The 24,074-nt window shown below is 39.5% G+C and carries 20 protein-coding genes; 19 read left to right on the top strand and 1 reads right to left on the bottom strand.

Annotated elements, in window-relative coordinates:
- Positions 1 to 12 precede the first annotated feature (12 nt).
- From QZ488_RS13170 to QZ488_RS13130, 9 genes are read left to right on the top strand one after another with little or no spacing between them, the layout of a single operon-like run.
- The gene (locus QZ488_RS13170) at positions 13 to 549 is read left to right on the top strand and encodes an HAD hydrolase family protein (protein ID WP_293749418.1); all 537 of its coding nucleotides are present in this window, start codon (positions 13 to 15) and stop codon (positions 547 to 549) included.
- 1 nt (position 550) lies between these two features.
- Positions 551 to 1,747 carry a class II D-tagatose-bisphosphate aldolase, non-catalytic subunit gene (locus tag QZ488_RS13165; protein WP_293749416.1) on the top strand — a complete coding sequence of 399 codons (1,197 nt, stop codon included), beginning with the start codon at positions 551 to 553 and terminating at the stop codon, positions 1,745 to 1,747.
- Complete coding sequence (locus QZ488_RS13160) at positions 1,713 to 2,060, top strand: cupin domain-containing protein (protein WP_293749412.1); 348 nt, start codon at positions 1,713 to 1,715, stop codon at positions 2,058 to 2,060. The genes QZ488_RS13165 and QZ488_RS13160 overlap by 35 nt, the downstream gene beginning before the upstream one ends.
- Before the next feature lie 44 nt (positions 2,061 to 2,104).
- Complete coding sequence (locus QZ488_RS13155) at positions 2,105 to 3,181, top strand: methyltransferase domain-containing protein (RefSeq protein WP_293749409.1); 1,077 nt, start codon at positions 2,105 to 2,107, stop codon at positions 3,179 to 3,181.
- A 4-nt stretch (positions 3,182 to 3,185) separates the two neighbouring features.
- A complete protein-coding gene (locus QZ488_RS13150) occupies positions 3,186 to 4,757 on the top strand; it encodes a phosphotransferase (protein WP_293749407.1) in 1,572 nt (523 codons plus the stop codon).
- A complete protein-coding gene (locus QZ488_RS13145) occupies positions 4,747 to 5,550 on the top strand; it encodes a glycosyltransferase family A protein (RefSeq protein ID WP_293749405.1) in 804 nt (267 codons plus the stop codon). The genes QZ488_RS13150 and QZ488_RS13145 overlap by 11 nt, the downstream gene beginning before the upstream one ends.
- Position 5,551: 1 nt before the next feature.
- The gene (gene asnB, locus QZ488_RS13140; RefSeq protein ID WP_293749403.1) at positions 5,552 to 7,072 is read left to right on the top strand and encodes an asparagine synthase (glutamine-hydrolyzing); all 1,521 of its coding nucleotides are present in this window, start codon (positions 5,552 to 5,554) and stop codon (positions 7,070 to 7,072) included.
- A gap of 51 nt (positions 7,073 to 7,123) precedes the next feature.
- Positions 7,124 to 7,555 (top strand): adenylyltransferase/cytidyltransferase family protein, encoded by a 432-nt coding sequence (locus tag QZ488_RS13135; RefSeq protein WP_293749401.1) that lies wholly within the window; start codon positions 7,124 to 7,126, stop codon positions 7,553 to 7,555.
- A complete protein-coding gene (locus QZ488_RS13130) occupies positions 7,552 to 8,670 on the top strand; it encodes a CDP-glycerol glycerophosphotransferase family protein (RefSeq protein ID WP_293749399.1) in 1,119 nt (372 codons plus the stop codon). The genes QZ488_RS13135 and QZ488_RS13130 overlap by 4 nt, the downstream gene beginning before the upstream one ends.
- 29 nt (positions 8,671 to 8,699) lie before the next feature.
- Here the strand turns inward: QZ488_RS13130 and QZ488_RS13125 are convergent, their stop codons facing one another.
- Entirely contained in the window at positions 8,700 to 12,209 is a 3,510-nt protein-coding gene (locus tag QZ488_RS13125; protein ID WP_293749397.1) for a 6-hydroxymethylpterin diphosphokinase MptE-like protein, read from the bottom strand.
- A 511-nt stretch (positions 12,210 to 12,720) separates the two neighbouring features.
- Here QZ488_RS13125 and QZ488_RS13120 point away from each other — a divergent pair.
- The 10 genes from QZ488_RS13120 (at position 12,721) to fliJ (ending at position 23,881) form a co-directional block, all read left to right on the top strand.
- On the top strand, positions 12,721 to 13,524 hold the full coding sequence (locus QZ488_RS13120; protein WP_293749394.1) for a flagellin: 804 nt from the start codon (positions 12,721 to 12,723) through the stop codon (positions 13,522 to 13,524).
- 191 nt (positions 13,525 to 13,715) lie between these two features.
- Positions 13,716 to 15,152 (top strand): sigma-54 dependent transcriptional regulator, encoded by a 1,437-nt coding sequence (locus tag QZ488_RS13115; protein ID WP_293749392.1) that lies wholly within the window; start codon positions 13,716 to 13,718, stop codon positions 15,150 to 15,152.
- Between the two features lie 162 nt (positions 15,153 to 15,314).
- Complete coding sequence (locus QZ488_RS13110; RefSeq protein WP_293749390.1) at positions 15,315 to 16,532, top strand: ATP-binding protein; 1,218 nt, start codon at positions 15,315 to 15,317, stop codon at positions 16,530 to 16,532.
- 3 nt (positions 16,533 to 16,535) lie between these two features.
- The gene (locus QZ488_RS13105; RefSeq protein ID WP_293749388.1) at positions 16,536 to 17,888 is read left to right on the top strand and encodes a sigma-54 dependent transcriptional regulator; all 1,353 of its coding nucleotides are present in this window, start codon (positions 16,536 to 16,538) and stop codon (positions 17,886 to 17,888) included.
- A 283-nt stretch (positions 17,889 to 18,171) separates the two neighbouring features.
- Positions 18,172 to 18,498: a flagellar hook-basal body complex protein FliE gene (gene fliE / locus QZ488_RS13100; protein WP_293749386.1), complete on the top strand. Its 327-nt coding sequence runs from the start codon at positions 18,172 to 18,174 to the stop codon at positions 18,496 to 18,498.
- Between the two features lie 10 nt (positions 18,499 to 18,508).
- Complete coding sequence (gene fliF / locus QZ488_RS13095; protein ID WP_293749383.1) at positions 18,509 to 20,209, top strand: flagellar basal-body MS-ring/collar protein FliF; 1,701 nt, start codon at positions 18,509 to 18,511, stop codon at positions 20,207 to 20,209.
- Positions 20,210 to 20,246: 37 nt separating this feature from the next.
- Entirely contained in the window at positions 20,247 to 21,284 is a 1,038-nt protein-coding gene (gene fliG / locus QZ488_RS13090; protein WP_293749381.1) for a flagellar motor switch protein FliG, read from the top strand.
- A gap of 33 nt (positions 21,285 to 21,317) precedes the next feature.
- Positions 21,318 to 22,100, top strand: a complete 783-nt coding sequence (gene fliH, locus QZ488_RS13085; protein WP_293749379.1) for a flagellar assembly protein FliH — start codon at positions 21,318 to 21,320, stop codon at positions 22,098 to 22,100.
- Between the two features lie 3 nt (positions 22,101 to 22,103).
- Complete coding sequence (gene fliI, locus QZ488_RS13080) at positions 22,104 to 23,438, top strand: flagellar protein export ATPase FliI (RefSeq protein WP_293749378.1); 1,335 nt, start codon at positions 22,104 to 22,106, stop codon at positions 23,436 to 23,438.
- An 8-nt stretch (positions 23,439 to 23,446) separates the two neighbouring features.
- Complete coding sequence (gene fliJ / locus QZ488_RS13075; protein ID WP_293749375.1) at positions 23,447 to 23,881, top strand: flagellar export protein FliJ; 435 nt, start codon at positions 23,447 to 23,449, stop codon at positions 23,879 to 23,881.
- Positions 23,882 to 24,074 lie beyond the last annotated feature (193 nt).

The raw sequence follows: 24,074 nt of genomic DNA, 5'->3' as shown, positions 1-24,074 counted from the left end.
AGGAACAAAAATATGGACGTGAATCCTTCGACTTTAGCACCAATCATTTTTATTTTAGATGTTGATGGTGTAATGACCGATGGAAAGTTTTATTACACTTCTGAAGGTAAGGTCATGAAGGTGTTTGGTGCAGACGATAGTGATGCGTTGAGTTTGTTAGCCGCTCATATCGACATTCACTTTGTCACTGGAGACAAACGTGGGTTTGCAATTAGTCGAGCACGAATTGAAGAAGATATGAAATACCCATTAAGCCTTGTCAGCACCACCAAAAGAGCAAGTTGGATAGCACAAAGGTGGGATGTACAACGTGTTATCTATATGGGTGACGGTATATTCGATCACTATGTGTTTAGTCAAGTAGGGTATTCTATTGCGCCAGCAAATGCCGATAGTGTTTGCTTATCAACCGCTAATTACGTTACTCAACGCGAAGGGGCTAATAGAGCAGTTGCCGAAGCGAGTTTACATATTATGAAAAAGTTTTTTGTTGCTTATGATCCAACAAAACCACCTGCAAATAGTGCAGGCGAATTGAGCGGAGGTTGATATGATTGATCAGTTACTAAATGTTACTCAGCATACCTTATTGTGCAGTGGGCCAATGAGTAAAAATTGTATAGATGCAAGTATTGAAATCGCTAGGCAATATAAAATGCCCCAAGTATTAATTGCCAGCCGCCGGCAAGTGGATTCGGCAGAATTTGGTGGTGGATATGTGGGGCAATTTGATACGGAATCTTTTAGTCGCTATGTGAAATCACATAATTTACCACAAATTTTTCTCGCTAGAGATCATGGCGGGCCTTGGCAAAGCGAGTTAGAACAAAGTACTAACCTAAACGAAGCCGATGCGATGAATAGTGCCAAGCGTTCTTTTGAAGCAGATATTGATGCAGGTTTTGATTTTATTCATATTGACCCTAGCATTCCTATTCGGGGTGAAACATTGAGCCTGGATGTCATCTTACGAAGATTATTCGAATTGTATGAACATTGTTATGACTATGCACAAAAAAGAAATAAAAATATTAGATTTGAACTAGGTACTGAAGAGCAAGATGGTTATGCTCAGGATCTAGATAAATTCAAATATTTTTTGTCTGAAACCGAAAAATTTTGTGGTGCTAATCGTATTATTAAACCAACTTTTGTTGTTGCTCAAACTGGAACAAAAGTAATGGAAACCTGTAATGTCGGGGTGTTTGATCAAGGGGATATGCAAGCTCAGTTAGATTGTATTCAGCACATTAAAGATACTCTACAGATCTGTAATGATTATGGTATCAAGTTGAAGGAACACAATACTGATTATTTATCTAATGAAGCGCTGAGTTTAAGGCCCGCATTGGGTGTGCATGCATCAAACGTTGCACCTGAATTCGGCGTGGTTGAAACTAGAGGGTTGTTGTATCTTATGGAAAAATTTGGCTTTGAAAAAGAGCGAAATGATTTTATGCAGATAGCGTTGAATTCGACTAAGTGGAAGAAATGGATGCTTCCTGGTAGTGAGGCTAACGACTTAGAGAAAGTCAGTATCTGTGGGCATTATGTATTGAGTCACCCTGAAGTGATTGAAATTCATCAAAAGCTCACTTTTGTTTTGAACAAATACAATATTGATTTAAATGCCTTCTTAGTCAATTTGATTAAACAATCAATGATGCGTTATTTACATTTATTTAATACTAAACCACTCACTAGAGGTACTAATGTCTTTAACATTAATAGAAAAGCCGTGGGGTAAAGAAGAGTTACTCGAACATAATGCTAGATATATGTTCAAACGTTTGACCATGTTAAAAGGCCATGCCTGTAGTCTTCAGTATCATGAAATTAAAACTGAGTCAGTTTATGTACTTTCTGGGATTTTGAAACTCTATATTGGTGATTCTAAAGAAGAGCTTAGTGAACAACTCATGCATCCTGGTGACTTCATTACACTGAATCCATTTAAAGTCCACCGTATGGAAGCCTTAGAAGATACAGTATATCTAGAAGCATCTACACCTGAACTTGAGGATGTAGTGCGTTTAGAGGACCGCTACAAACGTTCATGAACATTACCACCCGCCCTGAAAGCCTGGTAACAGGGAAAAGAAATTTGGAACCTTTAATTTGTCTGAAGGATTTCCCTGTTTTTATTGGCTGTACATCACAATCACCTGAACAAGACTGCTTTGCAGACATGAATTGGCACATTTGTCCTGAAAGTGGTTGTATCCAATTATTGAAACTATTACCCCCAGAGGTGATTTATGGTGAATATCATTCAGAAGCCGTAGGCGGAGTATGGAGTGACCATCATGATGAATTTGTATTGTTTTGTAAAAAATTCAAGTTAACAAATGTACTTGAAATAGGTGGATCAAATGGAGAAATTGCGAAACGATATATTGAACAAAGCGGGCCTGTGGGATGGACTATTGTTGAGCCTACGCCTAACTTTCTCGGTAATGATGAAATCTCGGTGATTAAGGGCTTTTTTGACCCTGCTATTTTTACCCAGAATTACAAACATATTGTTCACTCCCATGTGCTTGAACATACTCTGGATCCCCTTGAGTTTTTGCATGAAATTTACCAATTTATGCAAGCGGATAGCATGCAAGTTTTTTCAGTTCCGAATTTATATACCTATTTGGAAAGTAAGTTTAGTAATACCATAAACTTTGAGCACACGTTTTTATTAACTGAATACCTTGTTGATTTTATGTTAGAAAAACAAGGGTTTGAGATAGTAGAAAAACGCTATTTTCAGCAACATAGTATTTTTTATGCGGTGCGAAAAGCCATTGATAAAACCACGCCAACATTAGTCAATCACCGAGCCCACTACGAGAGTTTGTTTCTAGAACTGATCAATTATTATAAAGACGAAGTTAACAGGCTGAATTCACTGTTGGTGTCATTTGATGGTGATGTTTATTTATTTGGCGCGCATATTTTTTCGCAATTTTTGACTTATTTTGGACTTGATGAAACAAGAGTGGTTGGTATTTTGGATAATTCCAAAGAAAAAAATGGCAAACGTTTATATGGCACATCAAGTTGGGTATCTGCGGTACACAACATTGCAGATAAGCATCCTGTAGCCGTTATTGTTAAGGCTGGCCAATACCAACAAGAAGTAATTAAACAATTGCGTAGTATTAATCCGGATGTAGTGATTTGGGAGTAGCAGAGTGTCCTATAGAGTTTTCATTCCAACGGCAGGTCTAGGTAGCCGATTAAAAGGATTATCTAGATACGTCAATAAAGCATTGGTTACCTTGGCTGATAAGCCTGTCATCTCGCACATTATTGAAAAGTTTTCCCCTGATATAGAAATCGTTGTGGCACTTGGCTATAAGGCTGACTCAGTCAGAGAGTTTCTAACTCTTGCCTATCCTGAACGCACATTTTTGTTTAGGCAGGTCTCCATATATGAAGGTGAGGGCAGTGGATTAGGCTTAACCCTATTAGAATGCCAAGATTTGTTGCAGTGTCCATTTATATTTTGTTCGAATGACACCTTAGTCACTGATGATATTCCTGCTCCAGAATCAAATTGGATGGGCTTTTATAACGCTCCCGATAATAGTCAATATCGCTCGTTGCGAATTTATTCCGGTAAGGTTGAAGAGATTTGCGCCAAAGGCGCCGAAGGTGATGTGAAAACCTATATTGGATTAGCTGGGATCCATGATTTTAATCAGTTTTGGCAGGCGATGTCTGATGGTCGAACGACAGGTGCAATTGAAATTGGAGAGAGCTATGGCTTGCGTCAATTGCTGTCTCAGGGAGTGTTGCCAATAGAATTTGATTGGCATGATACTGGTAATGTTGCAGCCCTTGAATCAGCAAGAAAAAAAATTAAAGCTAAGGTAGAAGCCAATGTTTTAGAAAAAGAACAAGAAGCCATTTGGTTTGTAAATAATAAGGTGATTAAGTTTTCAATTGATCACAAGTTCATTCGAGATCGCGTTTTACGCGCCCAAACTTTACAAGGCTTTGTGCCTAAGATTACCGCTTCAACCGACAATATGTACGTATATGATTTGATTGATGGTGAAGTGTTATCAAAACACCCTACCGCTGATAAATTTGCAAACTTATTAGGTTGGTTAGAGGGGTTTTGGTTACCCTGTGATTTGGATGCCTCACAACAAGCTGAATTTAACCAGCAGTGTTTGGCTTTTTATCGTGATAAAACCTTTGAACGAGTCAAACAGTATTTTTTACGATTTGAGCAAATTGATCAAGCTGAAGTCATAAACGATCAACCCATGCCTACCGTTCAAGCTATGTTAGAAAAAGTCGATTGGGAATCGTTATCGCAAGGATCAGCGAGTCGTTTCCACGGTGACTTACATTTTGAAAATATTCTGATGACTTATTCAGATGATAAGTCGTTTTCATTAATTGACTGGCGCCAAAATTTTGCAGGAAATATGGTATTTGGTGATATTTATTACGACTTTGCCAAACTAAATCACGGCCTCATCATGTGTCATGAATTAGTCGATAAAGATTTATTTGATATTCGCCAAAATGGCAAATTGGTGCACATGGACTTTTTACGCAAGCATAGCTTAGTTAAATGTGAAAAGTTGTTTGAAACATGGTTAATTAACAACGGATACGATTACAAAAAAGTGAAACTCTTAACGGCATTAATTTTCTTAAATATAGCGGCGCTTCATCATTACCCATACAGTTTATTACTGTTTTATTTGGGTAAACAAATGCTACATGAACATCTTAATGATGATTAAATCTAAAACATTAATAACCGTTCCCGTATTTAACGGCGAAAAGTTTATTGGCAGAACATTAGATAGTTGTATCTCTCAATCAGTTAAAACTAATGTGCTAGTAGTAGATAATGTCTCTACTGATAAAACCCGAGACATAGTGAACACCTACGTTAAACACTACAGCAATATTCAACTAGTTGAAAACACCAGTAACCTTGGCCGAGTTGGAAACTGGAACAGGTGTTTAGAATTATTTGAGCAGAGTCAATCTGATTATCTAAAGATGGTTTTTTGTGGTGATGTATTGCTTGAAACTTGTATAGAAGAGGTTGAAAAGGTTTTTACCCATCATACCAACCTTGCCATAGTGGCTTGGCCATATGTTTTTGTGGACGCGCTGAAGAATACTAAAAGAACGCCTAAAATATTACACCAAGATATTGAGCTCAATGTCGAACAACTTATACAGATGGATATGTACCCTTCGCAATTTGCAGGAGCTATTATTTGCCATACGTTTGCTCGTTTTGCGATTGCAGGAGAGCGTTTTAATGAATGTTTTTTAGGGATGGCGGAGTTTACCAATAAGGTGCCCTTAAAAGGCAACTTTTATCATATCAATACTCCACTAAGCGAGTTTCACTTAGATAGTCATACTTCCTATGCCAAACAATTCGAATATTTATTTGTGCTAGAGCGGGCGTATACCAAAGCCATCGGTTTAGAAAACATCAAAAACAAAATTAATGAAAATGATTATTTGCGGTTAAAAGAAAGTTTATATAAACAGTTAACCGAGAAGTTTAAATAAGATGTGCGGGATTTTATTTACTCAAAATACCAAAGTAACGAATAAACAATTTCGCTCCGCTTTAATGAAAATGGCATTTAGAGGGCCAGATGCAAATGGGATTGCACAACATCTTGGTGCTTGGTTGGGTCATACAAGGCTAAAAATTCAAGACTTGGACGATCAATCAAATCAACCTTTCTATTCTGACTGCTCTCGATACGTAATCGTTTTTAACGGCGAAATATATAATTTTAAGGAGCTAAAACAGAAGTTCAACTTATTGACTCGTACATCCTCTGATACGGAAGTATTGCTGAAGTTATATCAACTTTTAGGCCCTGACATGCTCCGACAATTAAACGGTATGTTTGCTCTAGTCATTTATGATGTTCAACAATGTAGTATTTTTGCCGCCAGAGATAGACTTGGCATAAAACCTCTTTTCTATTCTGAAAATGCTAGCGGTTTGACTTTCAGCTCAGAGCCTAGTGCGATTCTTGCGCTGGGACAAGCATCGGATGTGTGGGACGAAATTGGAGTGCGGCAATATAAAAAACTTCGCACGTTTTTTAATGGGCACACTATTTACCGTGATATAAGCAATTTTCCCGCTGGACACTATTGGCTTGATGGTAAATTTGTTGAATATTGGTCATTGCCAGAAAGTGAGCAGGCACCCCCATCAGACGAAGAATTGAGATATTTAGTTGAGTCCTCTGTAGATTACCGTTGTATCGCCGATGTACCAGTCGGTAGTTTCTTAAGTGGAGGATTAGATAGCACAATAATTGCGGGGTTGGCAAAAAAAGTACATTCCTTTTCTGCAGGTTTACCAAATGATAATGAATTTGATTGGAGTAAACTTGCTGCTGCTCATCATAACAGCGCGTTAACTTGTATTGAGGTGGATCCTAACGATTTTTTGCCATTATGGAAGTTTATGATACGTCATCGAGCCGAACCATTGTCTGTTCCTAATGAAGTACTAATTTACGCAATGAGTAAAATTTTGAAGGAAAAAATCACAGTGGTGCTAAGTGGAGAAGGGGCAGATGAGTTAATGTTTGGATATGACCGTATCTTCAATTGGGCCAATCAAGGCGTTTGGAGTGTTCAAGAGTTTGATAAACGCTATAGCTATGGTTCGCATGAAGATGACGACATTATAGATTATGTGATGCAACCGTTTCAAAAGTATAAAAGTAATTGTGATCGAATAGCAGCATTTTTTCAGATAGCACATTTACATGGTCTATTAAGAAGGTTGGATTTTGCCACCATGCTCTGTGGTGTAGAAGCCCGAGTGCCTTTTGTTGATCATAGGTTGGTTGAGCGAATGGCCGGAGTATCATTTCAATATAGAATGGCTGGACAACAGGTCAAAGCCCCGTTAAAGCGAGTTTTTAAAGATGTTATTCCTCAACAAATTATTGATAGAAAAAAAGTGGGGTTTCCGGTTCAATTACAGGATGTGATGGATATTGGAAGTACTGAATCGCCAATGGATAGATGGTTGGCCGATAATCTAAAGCTTATGTAGTTTAAATAAGCTAATTCATCGTTTTGTTGAAGATAATGACATAAGTAAGGAGTGTTTATTTTGATAGTAGGCTACACCACTGGAGTGTTCGATTTGTTCCATGTCGGCCATTTGAACATTATTAAAAGTGCAAAAGGAATGTGTGACAGATTGATTGTTGGTGTTAGTACCGATGAACTGGTAAGCCAATACAAAGATAAACAAACTGTAATTCCTTTTGATGAAAGGTGTGAAATTCTCAGAAACATACAAGGTGTGGATTGTGTTGTTCCTCAGGAAAATATGGATAAATTCGAAGCTTGGGAAAAGTACAAATTTGATGTATTAGTGGTTGGAGATGATTGGCATGGTTCGCAAAAATGGAAAGATATTGAGGCAAAATTATGTGCGGTAGGTGTCAGAGTGTTTTATTTGCCTTACACAAAAGGCACATCATCCAGTAAAATTAATCAAATTTTGGATGACAATAGGCGGCCTTCGTGATTGAGGATCTAACCAATGATATTGGTCGTAAAGATATTTGGATTTTTGGAAGCAGAAAAGGCCAGTTTTATGATGATAATAGTAAATATCTGTACCTCTATGTTTTAAATCACAAAACAGATATTTATCCGGTGTGGATAACCAAAAATAAAATTGTTTATGAAAGATTAAAACTAGAAAAATTACCGGTGGCACTGGTTGGTAGTGAAGCAGCGAATTATTTGATAGAAAATGCTAAGTGTGCATTTATCAATATTATTCACTCGGATTTAGAAAAGTCGCGTCTGTCAGAAAATACCAAAATCATTCAGCTTTGGCATGGGACCCCCATGAAATTTAATGACATCTCTCAGTTCAATGAACGTTATGATTTAGTGAGTTTGGCTTCCTCATTGTTTTTAAAAGAACAGGCACTCGCTCCTCATGATATGTTTAATTTTCAGATCACAGGGTATCCACGTAATGATTTTCTGTTGAATGACGACATCCCGCAGATGATTGAACAAGATACCTTGGATAAACTGCAGAATAAAAAAGTCATTACATTTTTGCCTACTTATAGTGAGGAGCGTGATGAACGTAAAATTGGTGACAAACGTGGAAAATCTTACGATATTTGGGGCGAATTAAATTTTGAAAAACTAAACACTATGTTAGTGGAAAACAATGCCTTATTCGTAATCAAACTTCATCCTTTACAGAGCCCAAGCCATTGTGATGTGCATAAAAAACTGGAAGAAAGCGCTAATGTGTTAATCATAGATTCAACCGATCCCTTTGCCGACGTCTATGCTTATCTTAAATATACAGACATAATGATCACGGATTACTCTAGTGTGTTGTTTGATTATTTACTGCTTAATCGCCCGGTGATTTTTTCTTGTTTTGATTTAGAATCCTATAGCCAAAATCGACAACTACGATTTGACTACCAAGCAATCACTCCAGGGGTTAAAACGGCCAGTTGGTCAGAAGTGTTAACTCAAATTGATTGGGTTCTAAAAATGGGTGATGACCAATTTGCAGGGGAAAGGATAAAGGTCAACAATACTTTTAATTTTTATCAAGATAACAAAAGTTGTGAGCGTATTTATCAAAGTGCAAAAATGCTTTAAAGAACCTAAGTTTAGGTTCTTTAGCCGTATTAGTTGTCTTGTAAAATAGCTGTTATTTTATCTTTGTCCTTGGTAATTATCTCTTCAATTTGTGCTTGAGATACCGCTTTAGATAACAAATGTTTCATCTTTACTTTGCCAATGAGCCTTTTCCCTCTTGAACCCCCCTGTGATAGATCATCTCGGTTTTCATCATTGAAACATAGATATAAAGGGTGTTCGTAAACAGTCAAATATTCTGTGGGTAAAATGACCTCTTGTTCAGCAAAAATTGTTTCATTAGAGGTCCAATATTTGGGCAATATCAGTTTACAATTATGATTGTTAAAGCAGGATCTTACCGCTATGGATGAAATGAGTCGTAAACTATGAAAAACCGTTGAATTGTCAAATTTAGGCACCACTAAATGTGTTTCGTTTTGCTCTTGGTGTACCAGATCAAATGAATCCGTTGCGATGACGGTGCTAACTTTACCTTTTACCGACATTACTTGATTTACGTCTGTCCTATGATAGATGCAATAATCAGCTGTAGGCGTTTGTTTTTGGCTTTGCAGGTAGGTCAGTACTGTTACCTTTTCAATCCATGGGTAAGCCGTTCTTAATAAAAATAAAACTATTTTTTTAAACTCAACTGAATTGGTAATAACCAATACTTTTTCTGATTTATAATTTAACTTTAGATATTTCAATTCTCTGTAGAGACGTTTGTATGACGTTGAATCAAAATCACAATTATTGTCAATGGATAGGTTCGATTTTATTTCCTTGATTGTAGATAACCACTTTTCAAATGCTTGATGCCAAATGTTATGAACATTTTGGGTATCCGTTTTATTGTTCATAAGTTTAGTAAAAACTGCATTGGCATAATTCACCGTACCATACAAATAATAGAACAATAATGAGTTGCCATTTTTATATGACGTAAACAACATTTCTTTTTGTTTGTTGATTACCTGCTCGATATCTTCTTTGCTGGTCACATCTTTTTCTAAAAGCGTTTGAAAAGCACTAAGTTCTCCAATTAATAAGTCCTGAGAAAACTGTTTTTCAAATCTCTTTGAGTAATTACTGAGATCTTTAGTCGAAAAGATTTGCGTCTTTAGTTTTTCAACGATTAGAGTTTTTTGATTTACGGTAGCTACGATTAACAATTCATCTGGTCTTATAGGTAAGGTGCCGCTAATTCTTGCGCCATCACTACAATTATAAAACTCTTGCCCTTTTAGCTTCGCACTAGTCACTTGTTCGATAACTTGCCTAGATACCTTAAACTCGTGCTTAGTGTTTACCCGCGGCCGGAAATTTCCTGGCACTATTAGTGAGGTGTTAGCACTTTTAGTGAAATCATAAGTTTCATCTCCGTTCTCTTGATAATAACCTGATGACTTTGAATGGTGATGTTTTACATCAACAAAGCCGAGATCTACACCAATGAGATAAATACTAGTGAAACCAATCGTGCTGAATAAGTCGATTGCAAAATTACTGACTGTAGGAAAAGCGTTAAGTAATGTAGTGAAGTTTTCTCGGCCTAATACATTTAACGCTGATACCGTTGATGACTCGCCTTCTTTAAAGGCTATCATCACGTCTTTATATAAATCACAGGTATCGGGATGGATGCCGTTACATGAAATAAGAGTGATGTTTTTTAGGTAATCTAAATCACCTATCAAAACAGCCCAATCAAAAGTACTTCTGTTTTGTTCTATTTCTGCGTGAAAGTCAGGCGTAATACCATGTCTATGCAGTGCTTGTAGCGTAGTGCCACAGCTGACGACAATGGCTTGGCCTTGCCATTCTTTAATAGCTTCAATCGAACTGTCTAAAGATGGTCCATTGCCGACGATAAATATCGGAACTTCTTTGTCGTCATAACTGAGCTTACTGGCCGGATTTGCGGCCAATACTGGGATTTTTCGCATCATACCTTCTTTGGTATGGGCTATCCCATAATAGGCATGGTCAAAGTATTCGCCCATCGATATCACTACTTGTAACTGTTCCCTTAGTTGGCTGATAGCCGAATTTAAAGAGGCATTGTAGTAACTTTGATAAAAATAGGTACTATTTAGAATATAAGGGCCAATGGCGTAAAATTGACTTAATAAATCTCTAAATAGATTTGTACCGTCGTCGCCAATATTCAGGTAAATCCGCGTTTCTGATTCTTCTACAGTTTCGAATATTGCTTGCCAGTCAATGGCAAATAATGAGGCATAAAAAAAGTCGGGATTTGGCTCACACACGAAGAGTTTTTCAACTGTATGCTCACTAAGCAATGTTTCTAACTGATAACCCACACCTAGACCAAACATGATGATTGAAGGGACATTGTCGGGCAGGGCTCCTACTTCTTCTTCGGCTTGTTTAAGTAGTTCTTCGGTTTCTTTAACAAATTGATAATGAATGTAGTGGGCGAGTTTGGTGCCTCTGTAGCCAAGTATTAAGCCATCTTTGTTGGGTTGTTCGTTAAAGTTTTCAAAATTTAAGGTGCAATCTTGCTTGGGTGATTCGCCATACCACGAGTGTAAGCTATCAATTTTAACAAGATTTACTTCACCATTTGAATTAGTGACGGGTAACCATTTTTTGGGTGTGTAGTTTTGGTATTCTTTATAAATATCAGGAAAATATTTTTTAAATGCAGTTAGGTTTTTAGTCAACTTATCGTTGGGTGCTGATAATAAAGAATGACTGGCTAAGTCTATGTTGGGTGTCCAACTTGGCAGAAAGTCTAAGTAACCTTCTGTTGACTTAAGCTTAAAACCACTGTTTTCAATATCACTCCAGCTTCGCTCAGATAAATCTTTATGTAATGAGTCGAACACTTGATGGTTATAGTGTTTATAAAGGTGAAAGCTAGAAATAGCACAGTGTTCAATTAACTCATTCATGTCTTTAATAAGGTCTCGGCCGTCTTTTTCTAGTTGCAGAAAAATGCCGGTCTCATGCTGTTTAGCTAATGTGAAAATATGCTGCCATGAAGTGGTCATAACTGAACATTGGAAATACTGTAATTCTGGTTCGTAAATCAGCAGATTTTTAATTTTGTGCCGTTTTAATAAATGACTCAAATGAATGCCCAAGCCACAACCAAGCACCACTAAACATTCAATTTCATATGGCATGGGCTGTTGCTGGTTTATCAGCTTTACTATTGATAAGTCTTCAATGCTTAGCACCGCGTCGGTGTTTTCCTCATGGCTTAATGGTTGTTTTTGGAATAAAACCTCAGGGCAGTGTTGCTCTATCCGTGTTAATTGTTCGAGCACTTCTTGTTCCGGATGAAAGCCATAAAAGGTGCGTCCCATGCCGTAATCAACAATATTATTCTCAGCATATTTGTTGATGAAAATTGAGTGGTTAGCAAGATTAGGTGTTTGCACGTAGGGTAATAAAGAGGGGATGTTGCGCTGGAACGCATTGATATTACTGTTGTGTGTTTCAAGTATGTGACTTGCTAACTTTTCATCAAGCACCGCTTGTTTTTGTTCATCTTTTTCAATATGTAAACGTATATTCTTCAGCATACTAAATCTAAACTCGTAATCTACAGGAACTATATACCCATACCATCTCAAAATGCGCGTTTCAGAACAACTGAGGCGCTTCAATTCAAGGCGTGTCAATGACTGAATGTCGCCCAACTTCTGAATTGGCACAACGAAGAAGTGGAGTGCCTCAGTCGTTCCCTTCGGGCGGGTTTTAAAGCGATTTCTCCTTCGTTGGCCATTTTTGACTTAGACCACTAGGTCTGCAAATAGCCGCCTCGCATAAACCGCTTTAAATTCCCGCTGAATCCGTCATTTTGAGATGGTATGGGTATACAATGCTTATTATCTTATTCTATCGGCAGCACTAAAAAAAGAATAAGTCTTTGAATTTATTATGAGAAGTTAAAAAGGTTTAGTTATTTAAGTGGGTTGTATAAATTGTTATCTATAAGTAGTTATCACTTTCCATACCTTTAAACAATTGCTTGTATTTTACACACTCGTGGACACTCTGCTATTCTAACCTTAGGTAAATGAGGAAAAGTCTATGATTGGTTTTAATACTGAATCTAATACATCGTTGTTACAACAAGTTCAAAACAAGCAAGAGTCTATACTTGAGAAGTTATCATCAGGTAAGCGTATTAATAGCGCTGCCGATGGCGCGGCGGCTCAACAGATCATTGACCGTTTGACCACTCAGGTTGAGGGCAACCGTCAATCTATTTCCAATGCCTTCGACGGTGTGTCTTTGACCCAGGTAGCAGAAGGTGGTTTGGCTGGCATTACTGAAGATGTGAACCGTATTCGCGAGTTGTCGATTCAATCGGGTAATGGATTGTTAACTGATTCGGATCGTCAAGCTATTCAAAGTGAAGTCACCCAGCTACAAGACAATATTTCGCAAACGATTGAACAAACAGAATTTGCAGGTAAATCTTTGTTATCCAGTGATGGTAATATTGATTTTCAAATCGGCGCAAATGCTGGGCAAAAAATTGGTGTGGCCACACAAGATGTAGCTGCCAGTTTGAATGATATTTTGAATGTGGATTTAAGTACCGCTCAAGGCGCAGAAGATGCGATAGCAGTAGCAGATGATGCCGCTGAATTTGTGGATAGTGCCAGAGCTGACTTAGGTGCTACGCAAAATCAATTTGAAAGTGCCGCGCGAAACTTAACCCAAACTGATATCAATGTGTCTGCGGCCAGAAGCCGAATCCAAGATACTGATTTTGCTCAGGCTACGTCCGAAAATGCTGCAGCTAGCATCCTGAGTCAAACTAGTCTTGCGGTGCAAGGCATTGCAAATCAACAACAAGGTCAGGTTTTGTCTTTGTTAAATGGATAATTAAATTTTAATGCTTGAAAAGAGTGGCTTGTCTGCTCTTTTTTTATGACTGAACCTTCAGTTTTGTTTTTTCTAGTATGAAATTTATACGACTTTAAAATAGCCTTAAATAATATTGCTATCCCACCTCGAACAGTTAAAATCATATACAATACAGTTAATTATAAAAACTACATGAGGCGAGGAGTGGAATGAGCAATATTTTGATTATTAGTTCTGACATTGAGCGGGCAAATAATCTGAGTACCATTCTGACCTTTCTTGGTGAGCCTTGTAGTAGCGTTTTATTTAGCGCTGCAATAGACACGCTTAAAGAAAAAAGTGATATCAAGTCTGTTTTAATCGATGCTGACACTCATGAATTAGCCAGCGATATAAGTGAAAAGTTTCCTCATCATCCTTTTGTACTCTTTGGCAACTATGAAACCTTTGAACCCAGTACAAATATAGTTGGGTACATCAGCGAGCCTATTACTTACCCAGCATTGACTCAAATGCTGCACCGCTGCCAAGAATATAAACGCAGTCAGCCGAATAACAAAACAAGTGTGCGCAATAAAACCCGTCTGTTTAGAAGTTTGGTCGGGAAAAGTAACGAAATCCAAAGTGTTAGGCATTTGATTGAGCAAGTTGCGCCAACTGAGGCAAACGTTCTGATTTTGGGTGAGTCTGGTACAGGTAAGGAAGTTATTGCCCGAAACGTACATTTTTTGTCTAACCGTACTGACAGTATTTTTATCCCAGTAAACTGTGGCGCTATTCCTGGCGAATTGCTTGAAAGTGAGCTGTTTGGTCATGAAAAAGGTGCCTTTACTGGTGCTGTTAGCTCACGTAAAGGCCGTTTTGAACTAGCTGAGGGCGGAACACTATTTCTAGATGAAATCGGTGATATGCCATTGCAAATGCAAGTTAAGCTGCTCCGGGTATTACAAGAACGGACTTACGAAAGGGTAGGTGGCACCAAACCTATTAAATGTGATGTAAGAGTGATTGCTGCCACTCATCGGGATTTGGAAGTGATGATTGAGGATGGGCAATTCCGAGAAGACTTGTACTATCGTTTAAACGTATTCCCCATTGATAGTCCTGCATTACGTGAACGCAAAGAAGACATTCCGTTATTGCTTCAAGAGCTTGTATCTAGACTCGAGCTTGATAACTCGCAAATAAAATTTACTGCCAACGCGATGGCCTCTTTGATGGAACACAAATGGGCGGGCAATGTTCGAGAGTTATCCAACTTAGTCGAACGCTTGATGATTTTATATCCTAATCAACTCATCGATGTGAGTGATTTACCGAATAAGTATAATCATTTAGATGTACCAGCTTACGAACCTGACTACCCAGATGAATTGTTAGAGCGTGACGCCATCAATGCTATGTTCGGTGGCGCTGATAGTGAGGATAGTGAAGAGGCCAACAGTAGTTTCGAGCAAACCTTGTCGACTGAATTGCCTGTTGAAGGTCTAAATCTGAAAGAATATATTTCAGATTTAGAAGTGAATTTGATTACCCAAGCCCTTGAGCAACAAGACTGGGTGGTCGCAAGAGCAGCTGAAGCCTTAGGTATGCGTCGTACCACTTTGGTTGAAAAAATGCGTAAGTACAACATTAGTAAAGATTAACCCCAGTTTATCTAGTATCAATTCCTTTGTGTCATTTCATTGACGTCATAAATTCTCAGTAATATCTCTTAACCTATTGATTATATTGTAAATCTTTGTTGGCATGGCATGTGCTTTATCTCACCTGTAATTATCCTGTCTAAGTTTTGACGTGAGGAATGTATGGGTAGCAGTAACATCTTAATTGACACACCACAGGATACTTTGTCTGCAATTGGCGAAGTGGTTAGGCAAGATGCTTTGAAAAAAGTATCTCATGTATCCAGTACTAAAGAGTTAGACGCATTGCGTATGCAAGCTAATCGCTTGGAACATTTACTCCAAGTCATGCCTGCAGGTGTGGTGGTGATTGATGGAAAAGGTATCGTAAGGCAGTCAAACAACTTGGCAAGAACCTTATTAGGTGAGCCTTTAGAAGGTCAGCTGTGGCGAACCATTATAGCCCGTTCATTTAAACCTCAAGCTGATGATGGACATGAAGTGTCACTGCATGACGGTCGTAAGGTCAAGTTATCAATAACGCCATTAGAAAAAGAACCAGGGCAGCTTATTGTACTCACTGATTTGACTGAAACCCGACAATTACAACAACGCATTGGTCATTTGCAGAAGTTATCTTCATTAGGAAAAATGGTCGCTTCTCTGGCGCATCAAATTCGCACTCCTTTGTCGGCCGCTATGTTGTATGCAGCGAATCTATCGAATAACACGCTAAACAAAACATCACGAGAAAAGTTTAGCGACAAACTTGTTTCACGATTGCGGGATCTAGAAAGCCAAGTCAATGACATGTTGTTGTTTGCCAAAAGTGGTGACGAGCAAGTTATCAGCGAAATATCGTTACGTAGTTTAATGCATGAAGTGCAGCAAGGTGCTGATGCTATGTTGCAAAGCCAGCAAGCAAAATTAGAGCTTTCCTTGCCCGACCCAGATGTGGTCATTTTGGGTAATAAAACAGCTTTGGCTGGAGCGTTACAAAACCTGATTCACAATGCACTAACAGTAAAACCAAAAAATGCGGTCATTAGGCTAACCGCCAGTCACCAAAAGGATAACCCTGATCTGGTGAACTTATCTGTTTTAGACAATGGACCCGGTATTAAAGTCGAGAACTTAAATCGTGTTTTTGAACCATTTTTCACCACTAAAAGTAATGGCACTGGCTTAGGGCTTGCTGTCGTTAGAAGTGTTGCTCAGTCTCATCAAGGCAAGGTTCAAGTCTCAAACTTAGTAAAGGGTGGCGCATGTTTTACCCTGTGTTTACCTACTTTTGATGACAGTCACTCAAATAAGCAAGTTATAGCATCAACACACCAAGCCATTGCGCCAACACAGACAGCGCAGTCTCAACAATATTATGCCGATGCGGCGAGGAACTAAAGTATGAGTCAAGCTAAGGTATTAATAGTAGAAGACGACGCGGGTCTAAGAGAGGCTTTAGTCGACACGTTATTGCTTGGTGGTTATCAAGTCATTGAGGCCGATAGCGGTGAACAAGCTATGGTGAAATTGTCTGAACAATCAGTCGATTTAGTGGTCAGTGATATTCAAATGGGCGGTATGAGTGGCCTGTCATTACTCAAAAATATTAAAAATAAGTATCCCAATTTGGCTATTTTATTGATGACAGCTTACGCCACCATTGATGATGCTGTGCAAGCAATGCGAGATGGCGCCACTGATTATCTATCTAAACCTTTTGCACCTGAAGTGTTACTCAACTTGGTTGGTCGTTATGCACCTGCGCAAAAAGTCGAATCATGTACACCAGTGGCAGAGGATCCAAACAGTTTGCAGTTACTTGAATTAGCCAAGAAAGTGGCTAAATCTGAAGCCACTGTCATGGTCTTAGGCCCTAGCGGTTCAGGTAAGGAAGTGTTAGCGCGTTTTATTCACGATCAATCTAATCGCAGCCAACAAGCGTTTGTGGCGATTAACTGTGCGGCTATCCCAGAAAATATGTTGGAAGCAACACTTTTTGGTTATGAAAAAGGTGCATTTACTGGCGCAATACAAGCTTGCCCTGGTAAATTTGAACAAGCGCAAGGTGGTACCATTTTACTTGATGAAATCAGTGAAATGGATTTGAACCTACAAGTTAAATTATTACGAGTACTGCAAGAAAAAGAGGTCGAAAGATTAGGGGGGCGCAAAACCATAGCGTTGGATGTCAGAGTTATAGCAACCAGTAACCGTAACTTAAAACAAACTGTAGATTCAGGTGAATTTAGAGAGGATTTGTATTATCGCTTAAATGTATTTCCACTTACTTGGCTACCTCTAGATAAAAGAGCAGGCGATATTATTCCCTTAGCCGAGCATTTAATCGAACGTCATTGCCAAAAACAAGGTAGCGAAATTTTTAAGCTTACGGCTGCAGGTCGCAGTAAATTGTTACAACACAATTGGCCGGGTAATGTCCGAGAGTTAGAAAACGTGATCCAGCGTGCGTTGATTTTATCTGACGGAAACCAAATTGATGCCCAAGACTTAATGATTGAGCAAGAGATTTCGACATTAGCTCAGACTTCTCGGCTTGATTTTGAAAACATTGAGGACGATAACAGTAAGTTAGGCTCTGAGCTGCGCCAACAAGAGCATCAAATTATTCTTGATACATTGCAAAGTTGTAAAGGTCGTCGTAAAGATGTAGCTGAAAGATTGGGCATAAGTCCCAGAACTTTGCGTTACAAACTTGCCAAAATGCGTGAAGTGGGTATTGAACTACCTGCTTAGAATCAGTTTATAGTGTCGCAGATGCGAATCCCTTGGCCACCTTAAACGGTGGCTTTTTTATGTACTTGATTTAATGCTGCCTCTAAGTCGTATGGCAAAGCTTGTTTAATATTTCAGCTGTCAAGAATATGACACCTGTAAATTGATTTTATTGTTGTGTAACTAGCTGAAAATATTGGTTATTTTTTGTTTTTGTGGTTCTTGGTTATTTGGCACTTACCTTGCTAATAAGGTAGTTAGTTAATTCAAAAAACAAATACGTCTTTTGCTACCGGAGCATATTATGGACATTAAAGCACAGTCACTTTACCAAGAAATGCAAGGTATGGCCTCGGAGACAAAGCTGGACTTGGGTCAGCCCAATGCCATCCAGGGAAACCCTTCTTCAAGTAATTTTGCTGATTTACTGAGTAACGCTATCGGTACGGTCAATGAAATGCAGTTGGACGCTAAAGATAGGGCCATGGCATTTGAGATGGGCGACAAAAGCTTAAGTCTAGCGGATGTGATGGTGGCGAAAGAGAAAGCTGGCATTGCATTCGAAGCCACTATTCAAGTACGTAATAAAGTACTTGATGCCTATAAACAAATCATGAATATGCCAGTTTAGGAGCTAACCAGTGGCTGAAGCAGCAGGTACAGAATTAGCAATGAGTGATATGGGGACTGATATGTTCCCAGAAGACGCAGGTGCAGAACAAAAATCTGGGTTTATGGACTCAATTGGCAGTGCCGAAATGGTGCGCCAAATTACTTTGATTATCGCGTTAGTAATATGTGTGGCGATCGCGGTGTTTATATTGATCTGGGCACAAGAGCCCGATTATCGTCCTTTGGCTAGAATGGAAACACAGGAACTTATCGAGACACTTGATTACCTAGATCAAGCGAAAATTGATTATCGCTTAGAAGGGGATACTGTCTATGTCAGCAGCGGCGAGTATCAAAGAATCAAACTAGGTATGACTCGACAAGGCATTTCCCAAGGTGAATCTGCTGGCGCTGATATCATCATGCAAGACATGGGGTTTGGTGTGAGTCAGCGCGTTGAGAAGGTGCGCTTGAAACATGCTAGGGAAAAACAAATCGCTAGCACTATTGAAGAAATGACTGCGGTTTCAAGGGCCAAAGTACTATTAGCTCTACCCAAAGAAAATGTATTTGCTCGTCGTGAGAAAAAAGCGAGCGCTACGGTTGTGATTACCACCAGACGTGGATCGATGATTTCAAGTGGCGAAGTTAACTCCATTATTGATATTGTCGCTTCCGCGGTGCAAGGATTAGAGCCTGATAGAGTAACCGTGACCAACAGTAATGGACGTTTACTTAATTCTGGTTCACAAAGTGCAGAGTCTGCTCGTTCACGTAAAGAATATGAATTAGAGAAAAGACGTGAAAATGCCTACATCGAAAAGATTGATTCAATCCTTATCCCAGTTTTAGGCCTTGGCAACTACACGGCTCAAGCTGATGTCACTATGGACTTTACTTCGGTCGAACAAACTCAGCGTAGTTATAATCCTGACTTACCAGCAATACGCAGTGAAATGACAGTAGAAGATAATAGCATTGGTGGAGTGATAGCAGGTATTCCTGGTGCGTTGACTAATCAACCCCCGCTAGATTCAAATATTCCAGAACGTGCCAGCAGCAGTACTACTCAACAAACTCCTGGACGTAACCATAAAGAAGAAACCCGAAACTACGAGTTAGACACCACAGTGAGTCATACTAAACAACAAGTAGGTATGATCCGCCGTTTAAGTGTGTCAGTTGCTCTAGATTATGTGACTACCACTGCTGCTGATGGCACGGTTTCAAGTGCACCTAGACCACAAGCTGAATTATTGGATATACGCCGTCTGTTGCAAGGAGGGGTTGGTTTTGATGTGACCCGAGGCGATTCTTTAGAAGTGCTGAGTATTCCATTTAATCGTGACGGTGAAGTGGCTCTGACCGACTTACCGTTTTGGGAAGACCCTAAGTTTTTACCTTTGCTTAAACTAGGTGGCGGTATCTTTATCATTGCCTTACTTATCTTAGTAGTTGTTAGACCAATGGTACGTAAACTGGTTAATCCTGATGATATGAAAGCCGATGAGTTTGATGCTGATGAAGGCTTAGACCTAGGCGATGAAACCATTAGTCTATTGGCTGAAGAATTTGATGAATCACAAGTTGGCTTTGCAGCTGATGGCACTTTTATGTTGCCAGATTTGCATAAAGATGAAGATGTACTGAAAGCCGTTAGGGCGCTGGTTGCGAATGAACCAGAGCTGTCTTCACAAGTAGTGAAAAACTGGATGATGCTTGATGATTAGGTTTACACTTAACATCTGGCATTTTGAGGATTAGATTGTGGCTGAAGAAGAACAAACTGAAGATACAGGTTACGATGTTGGTAAATTAGAAGGCGTTGATAAAGCCGCTATTTTACTGCTAAGTTTGACCGAAGATGATGCGGCACAAATTCTTAAACATTTAGAGCCGAAACAGGTACAAAAATTGGGTCAAGCTATGGCTCAAATTGATGATATGACCCAGCCAAAAATTACTGCGGTGCATAAACATTTCATCGAAGAAATTCAAAACTACAGTACCATTGGTTTCCAAAGTACTGACTTTGTGAAACGTGCTTTGACGTCCGCCTTAGGTGAAGATAAAGCGGCTAATTTGATTGATCAAATTTTGATGGGAACAGGCGCTAAAGGTCTAGACTCACTAAAATGGATGGATTCAAAACAAGTAGCCAGCATTATTCGTAACGAACATCCGCAAATTCAAACTATTGTTATGTCCTATTTGGATGCAGAACAGTCAGCAGAAATTCTCAGTCAATTCCCTGAAAAGGTGCGTTTGGACTTAATGATGAGGGTAGCGAATTTAGAAGAGGTGCAACCTGCTGCACTACAAGAATTAAACGAAATCATGGAGAAACAGTTTGCTGGTCAAGCTGGTACTCAAGCTGCGAAAATGGGCGGCTTGAAGTCTGCTGCTGACATCATGAACTACCTTGATACTAATATCGAAGGTCAGTTGATGGATGCGATACGCGAACAAGATGAAGAAATGAGTCAACAAATTCAAGACTTGATGTTTGTGTTTGATAATTTGGCTGATGTAGATGACAGAGCCATTCAGGCTATTCTGCGCGAAGTGCAACAAGAAGCATTACTTAAAGCGATTAAAGGTGCGGAAGGTGAACTTAAAGATAAAATTACCAAAAACATGTCAAAACGTGCGGCTGAAATACTTATTGATGACCTTGAGGCGATGGGGCCGGTGCGGGTTAGTGAAGTGGAAACTGCGCAGAAAGAAATTCTCTCGGTTGCCAGACGTTTGGCTGATGCCGGTGAAATTATGTTAGGTGGTGGTGGTGGCGATGAGTTCTTGTAATCTCACTGACAATTGCTGTAGGGCATATAAAGTATGACGGTTGATGAACAAGATGATGAGTTTAAGGCATGGGATTTACCTTATGTAGAAGACTCTACTCAACGCGAAGATGACAAAACAACTAACGCATTTAATCGTAAGTCAGACTGGAAATACGAGCCTCCTGAGGCTGAAATAGAAATACTTCCTCCCACCGCAGAAGAAATTGAAGCAATCAGAGCGGCTGCTCATGCTGAGGGATTCGCTCAAGGTCAACTCGAAGGTCATTCTCAAGGAGTTGAAGAGGGATTTGCTAAAGGGCATGAAGAAGGCGTAGCGAAAGGTTTGGAAGAAGGTACCGCCCAGGGTTTGGCGACCGGTGAAGAACAGGTACAGCAACATTTAAACAATTGGATAACACTGATTGATAGCATTCAATCCCCAGTCGAAAAAGTAGAGCATGAACTGGAGAAAGAGCTGGTGTTATTAGCGGTTAGCCTTGCTAAAGGTGTCATACGTAGTGAAGTCAAAACCAACACTGATCTTATTTTTCAAGCCTTAAGTGAAGGTTTAAAAGCGTTACCTATTCAAGAAAAACATTATCAAATTCATTTGCACCCCGATGATATTGAGTTGGTGAACAATCATTTTACCCCAGAAGAAATCATTAAGCATAGGTGGGATTTTATTGAGTCACCTAACTTGTCCGCTGGTGGATGTGAAATTGTCACTCAATCGAATGCGGTTGATATCACTGTAGAGCGCCGAGTCAAAGATGTGATCGACAAATTCTTGCTAGAACAAGGGTTGAGTCAGATTAGCGATAGTGACGAATAATTTATGTCTACTGCAATGTTAGACCGGATTAAACTGCTAAAAGATCAAGTTCCACAAGTGCCAGTTGTGGCATGTGGAAAACTAGTCCGCGGCATAGGACTCACGCTTGAAGCGGTAGGTTGTCAAATGCCCGTAGGCAGTCAGTGTTTGATTCAAACTATGGAAGGCGAAATCGAAGCTGAAGTGGTCGGTTTTGCTGAAAATGTCACTTACTTGATGCCAACTGAAGCGGTCAAAGGCATAGTGCCTGGATCTCGTGTACAACCACTCAACCGAGAACAGGGTTTGGCTGTAGGTATGGAGTTACTTGGCCGAGTCGTGGATGGCAATGGTCAACCATTAGACGGTTTAGGTCCGATTAAAGCAGAAAAACGTGTGCCGTTATCTCGCCCTCCAATCAATCCTCTTATGCGTAAACCTATTACCCAACCATTAGATGTGGGCGTAAGGGCCATCAATTCTATTGTCACAGTAGGATTGGGCCAACGAATGGGGTTATTTGCCGGAAGTGGCGTAGGTAAAAGTGTGTTGATGGGCATGATGACCCGTGGTACCTCGGCAGATGTAGTGGTAGTCGGATTGGTAGGTGAGCGTGGTAGGGAAGTCAAAGAATTTATTCAAGATATTTTAGGTGAAGAAGAACGCGCTAAATCTGTAGTGGTCGCAGCGCCAGCAGATACATCGCCGCTTATGCGATTAAAAGGTTGTGAGACCGCCGTTACCATCGCCGAATATTTTCGAGATAAAGGTTTAAACGTATTATTATTGATTGATTCTCTTACGCGTTATGCCATGGCACAACGCGAAATTTCCCTTGCTGTGGGAGAACCTCCAGCGACCAAAGGTTATCCGCCTTCAGTTTTTGCCAGATTGCCTGCGTTAGTTGAGCGAGCGGGAAATGGCGGTGAAAATCAAGGTTCGATCACTGCTTTTTATACGGTCTTAACTGAAGGAGATGATTTACAAGATCCTATCGCTGATGCTGCAAGAGCCATTTTAGACGGGCATATTGTACTGTCGAGAGATTTAGCTGATTCTGGACATTATCCAGCGATTGATATCGAGTCTTCCATCAGTCGAGTAATGCCTATGGTGGTGTCTGAAGAACATGTTTTAGGCGCCAGGCGGATTCGCCAAGTGTATTCTAGTTATCAACGTAATCGAGACTTAATTAGTATTGGCGCATACACCAAGGGTACTGATCCTAGGATTGATTTAGCTATTAATGCTGAGCCCGCCATTAACGCTTTTTTACAGCAAGGTATGCAACAAATTATAGATTTTGATCATAGTACTGCAGACATGACCACCTTAAGTGGTGGATTGGGTAAAGGGTAGATTAACTAATGGCACAATCTCAATTACACATGGTCGCAGACTGGGAGCGACAAAAAGAACAAAAACTGGTGCAGGTTTTTCAGTTAGCCCAGCAGTTTGCCCAAGATAATAAACAAAAACTTTCTGGATTAGAAAACTATCGTTTAGATTATTTGCGCGAAGCTCAACTACTAGCAAAACAAGGTGTTGGTAGTGTTACTTTTGGTCAGCACCAACAATTTATTGGTAAATTGGATAAAGCCTGCGAAATGCAATTGCATACTTTAAATCAAGCAGTAAGGGTCGCAGACCAAAGACGTATGCAATGGATGGCGCAGCAACGAAAACGTAAAGCGGTTGAAATGTTATTAGACAAGCAGCACAAAGCCAAACTAAAGCGTGAAGATCAAATAGAACAGATGATGCTAGATGAGTTGTCTATACAAAAATTCATTCGTAAGTAATCCCTACCAACTATATTGCTAGACCCTCTTAAAGTGCGTTGTTTCTTTGGTTTATGTTTAAATTGATTTGGCTATGTTTTTGTAAACTGTTGCAATACTGTATATAATTACAGTTATTAAGGAGGTGGTCTATGATCCCAGCACAGTTTACAAAGTTTTTAGAGCAATTTAATGGCCTCACTGACAGCCAGTT

Source organism: uncultured Paraglaciecola sp., assembly GCF_913020055.1.
In the GTDB taxonomy this organism is placed as follows: domain Bacteria; phylum Pseudomonadota; class Gammaproteobacteria; order Enterobacterales; family Alteromonadaceae; genus Paraglaciecola.
The sequence above is the reverse complement of the archived record's forward strand: the minus strand, read 5'-3'. Positions and strand labels throughout refer to the sequence as shown.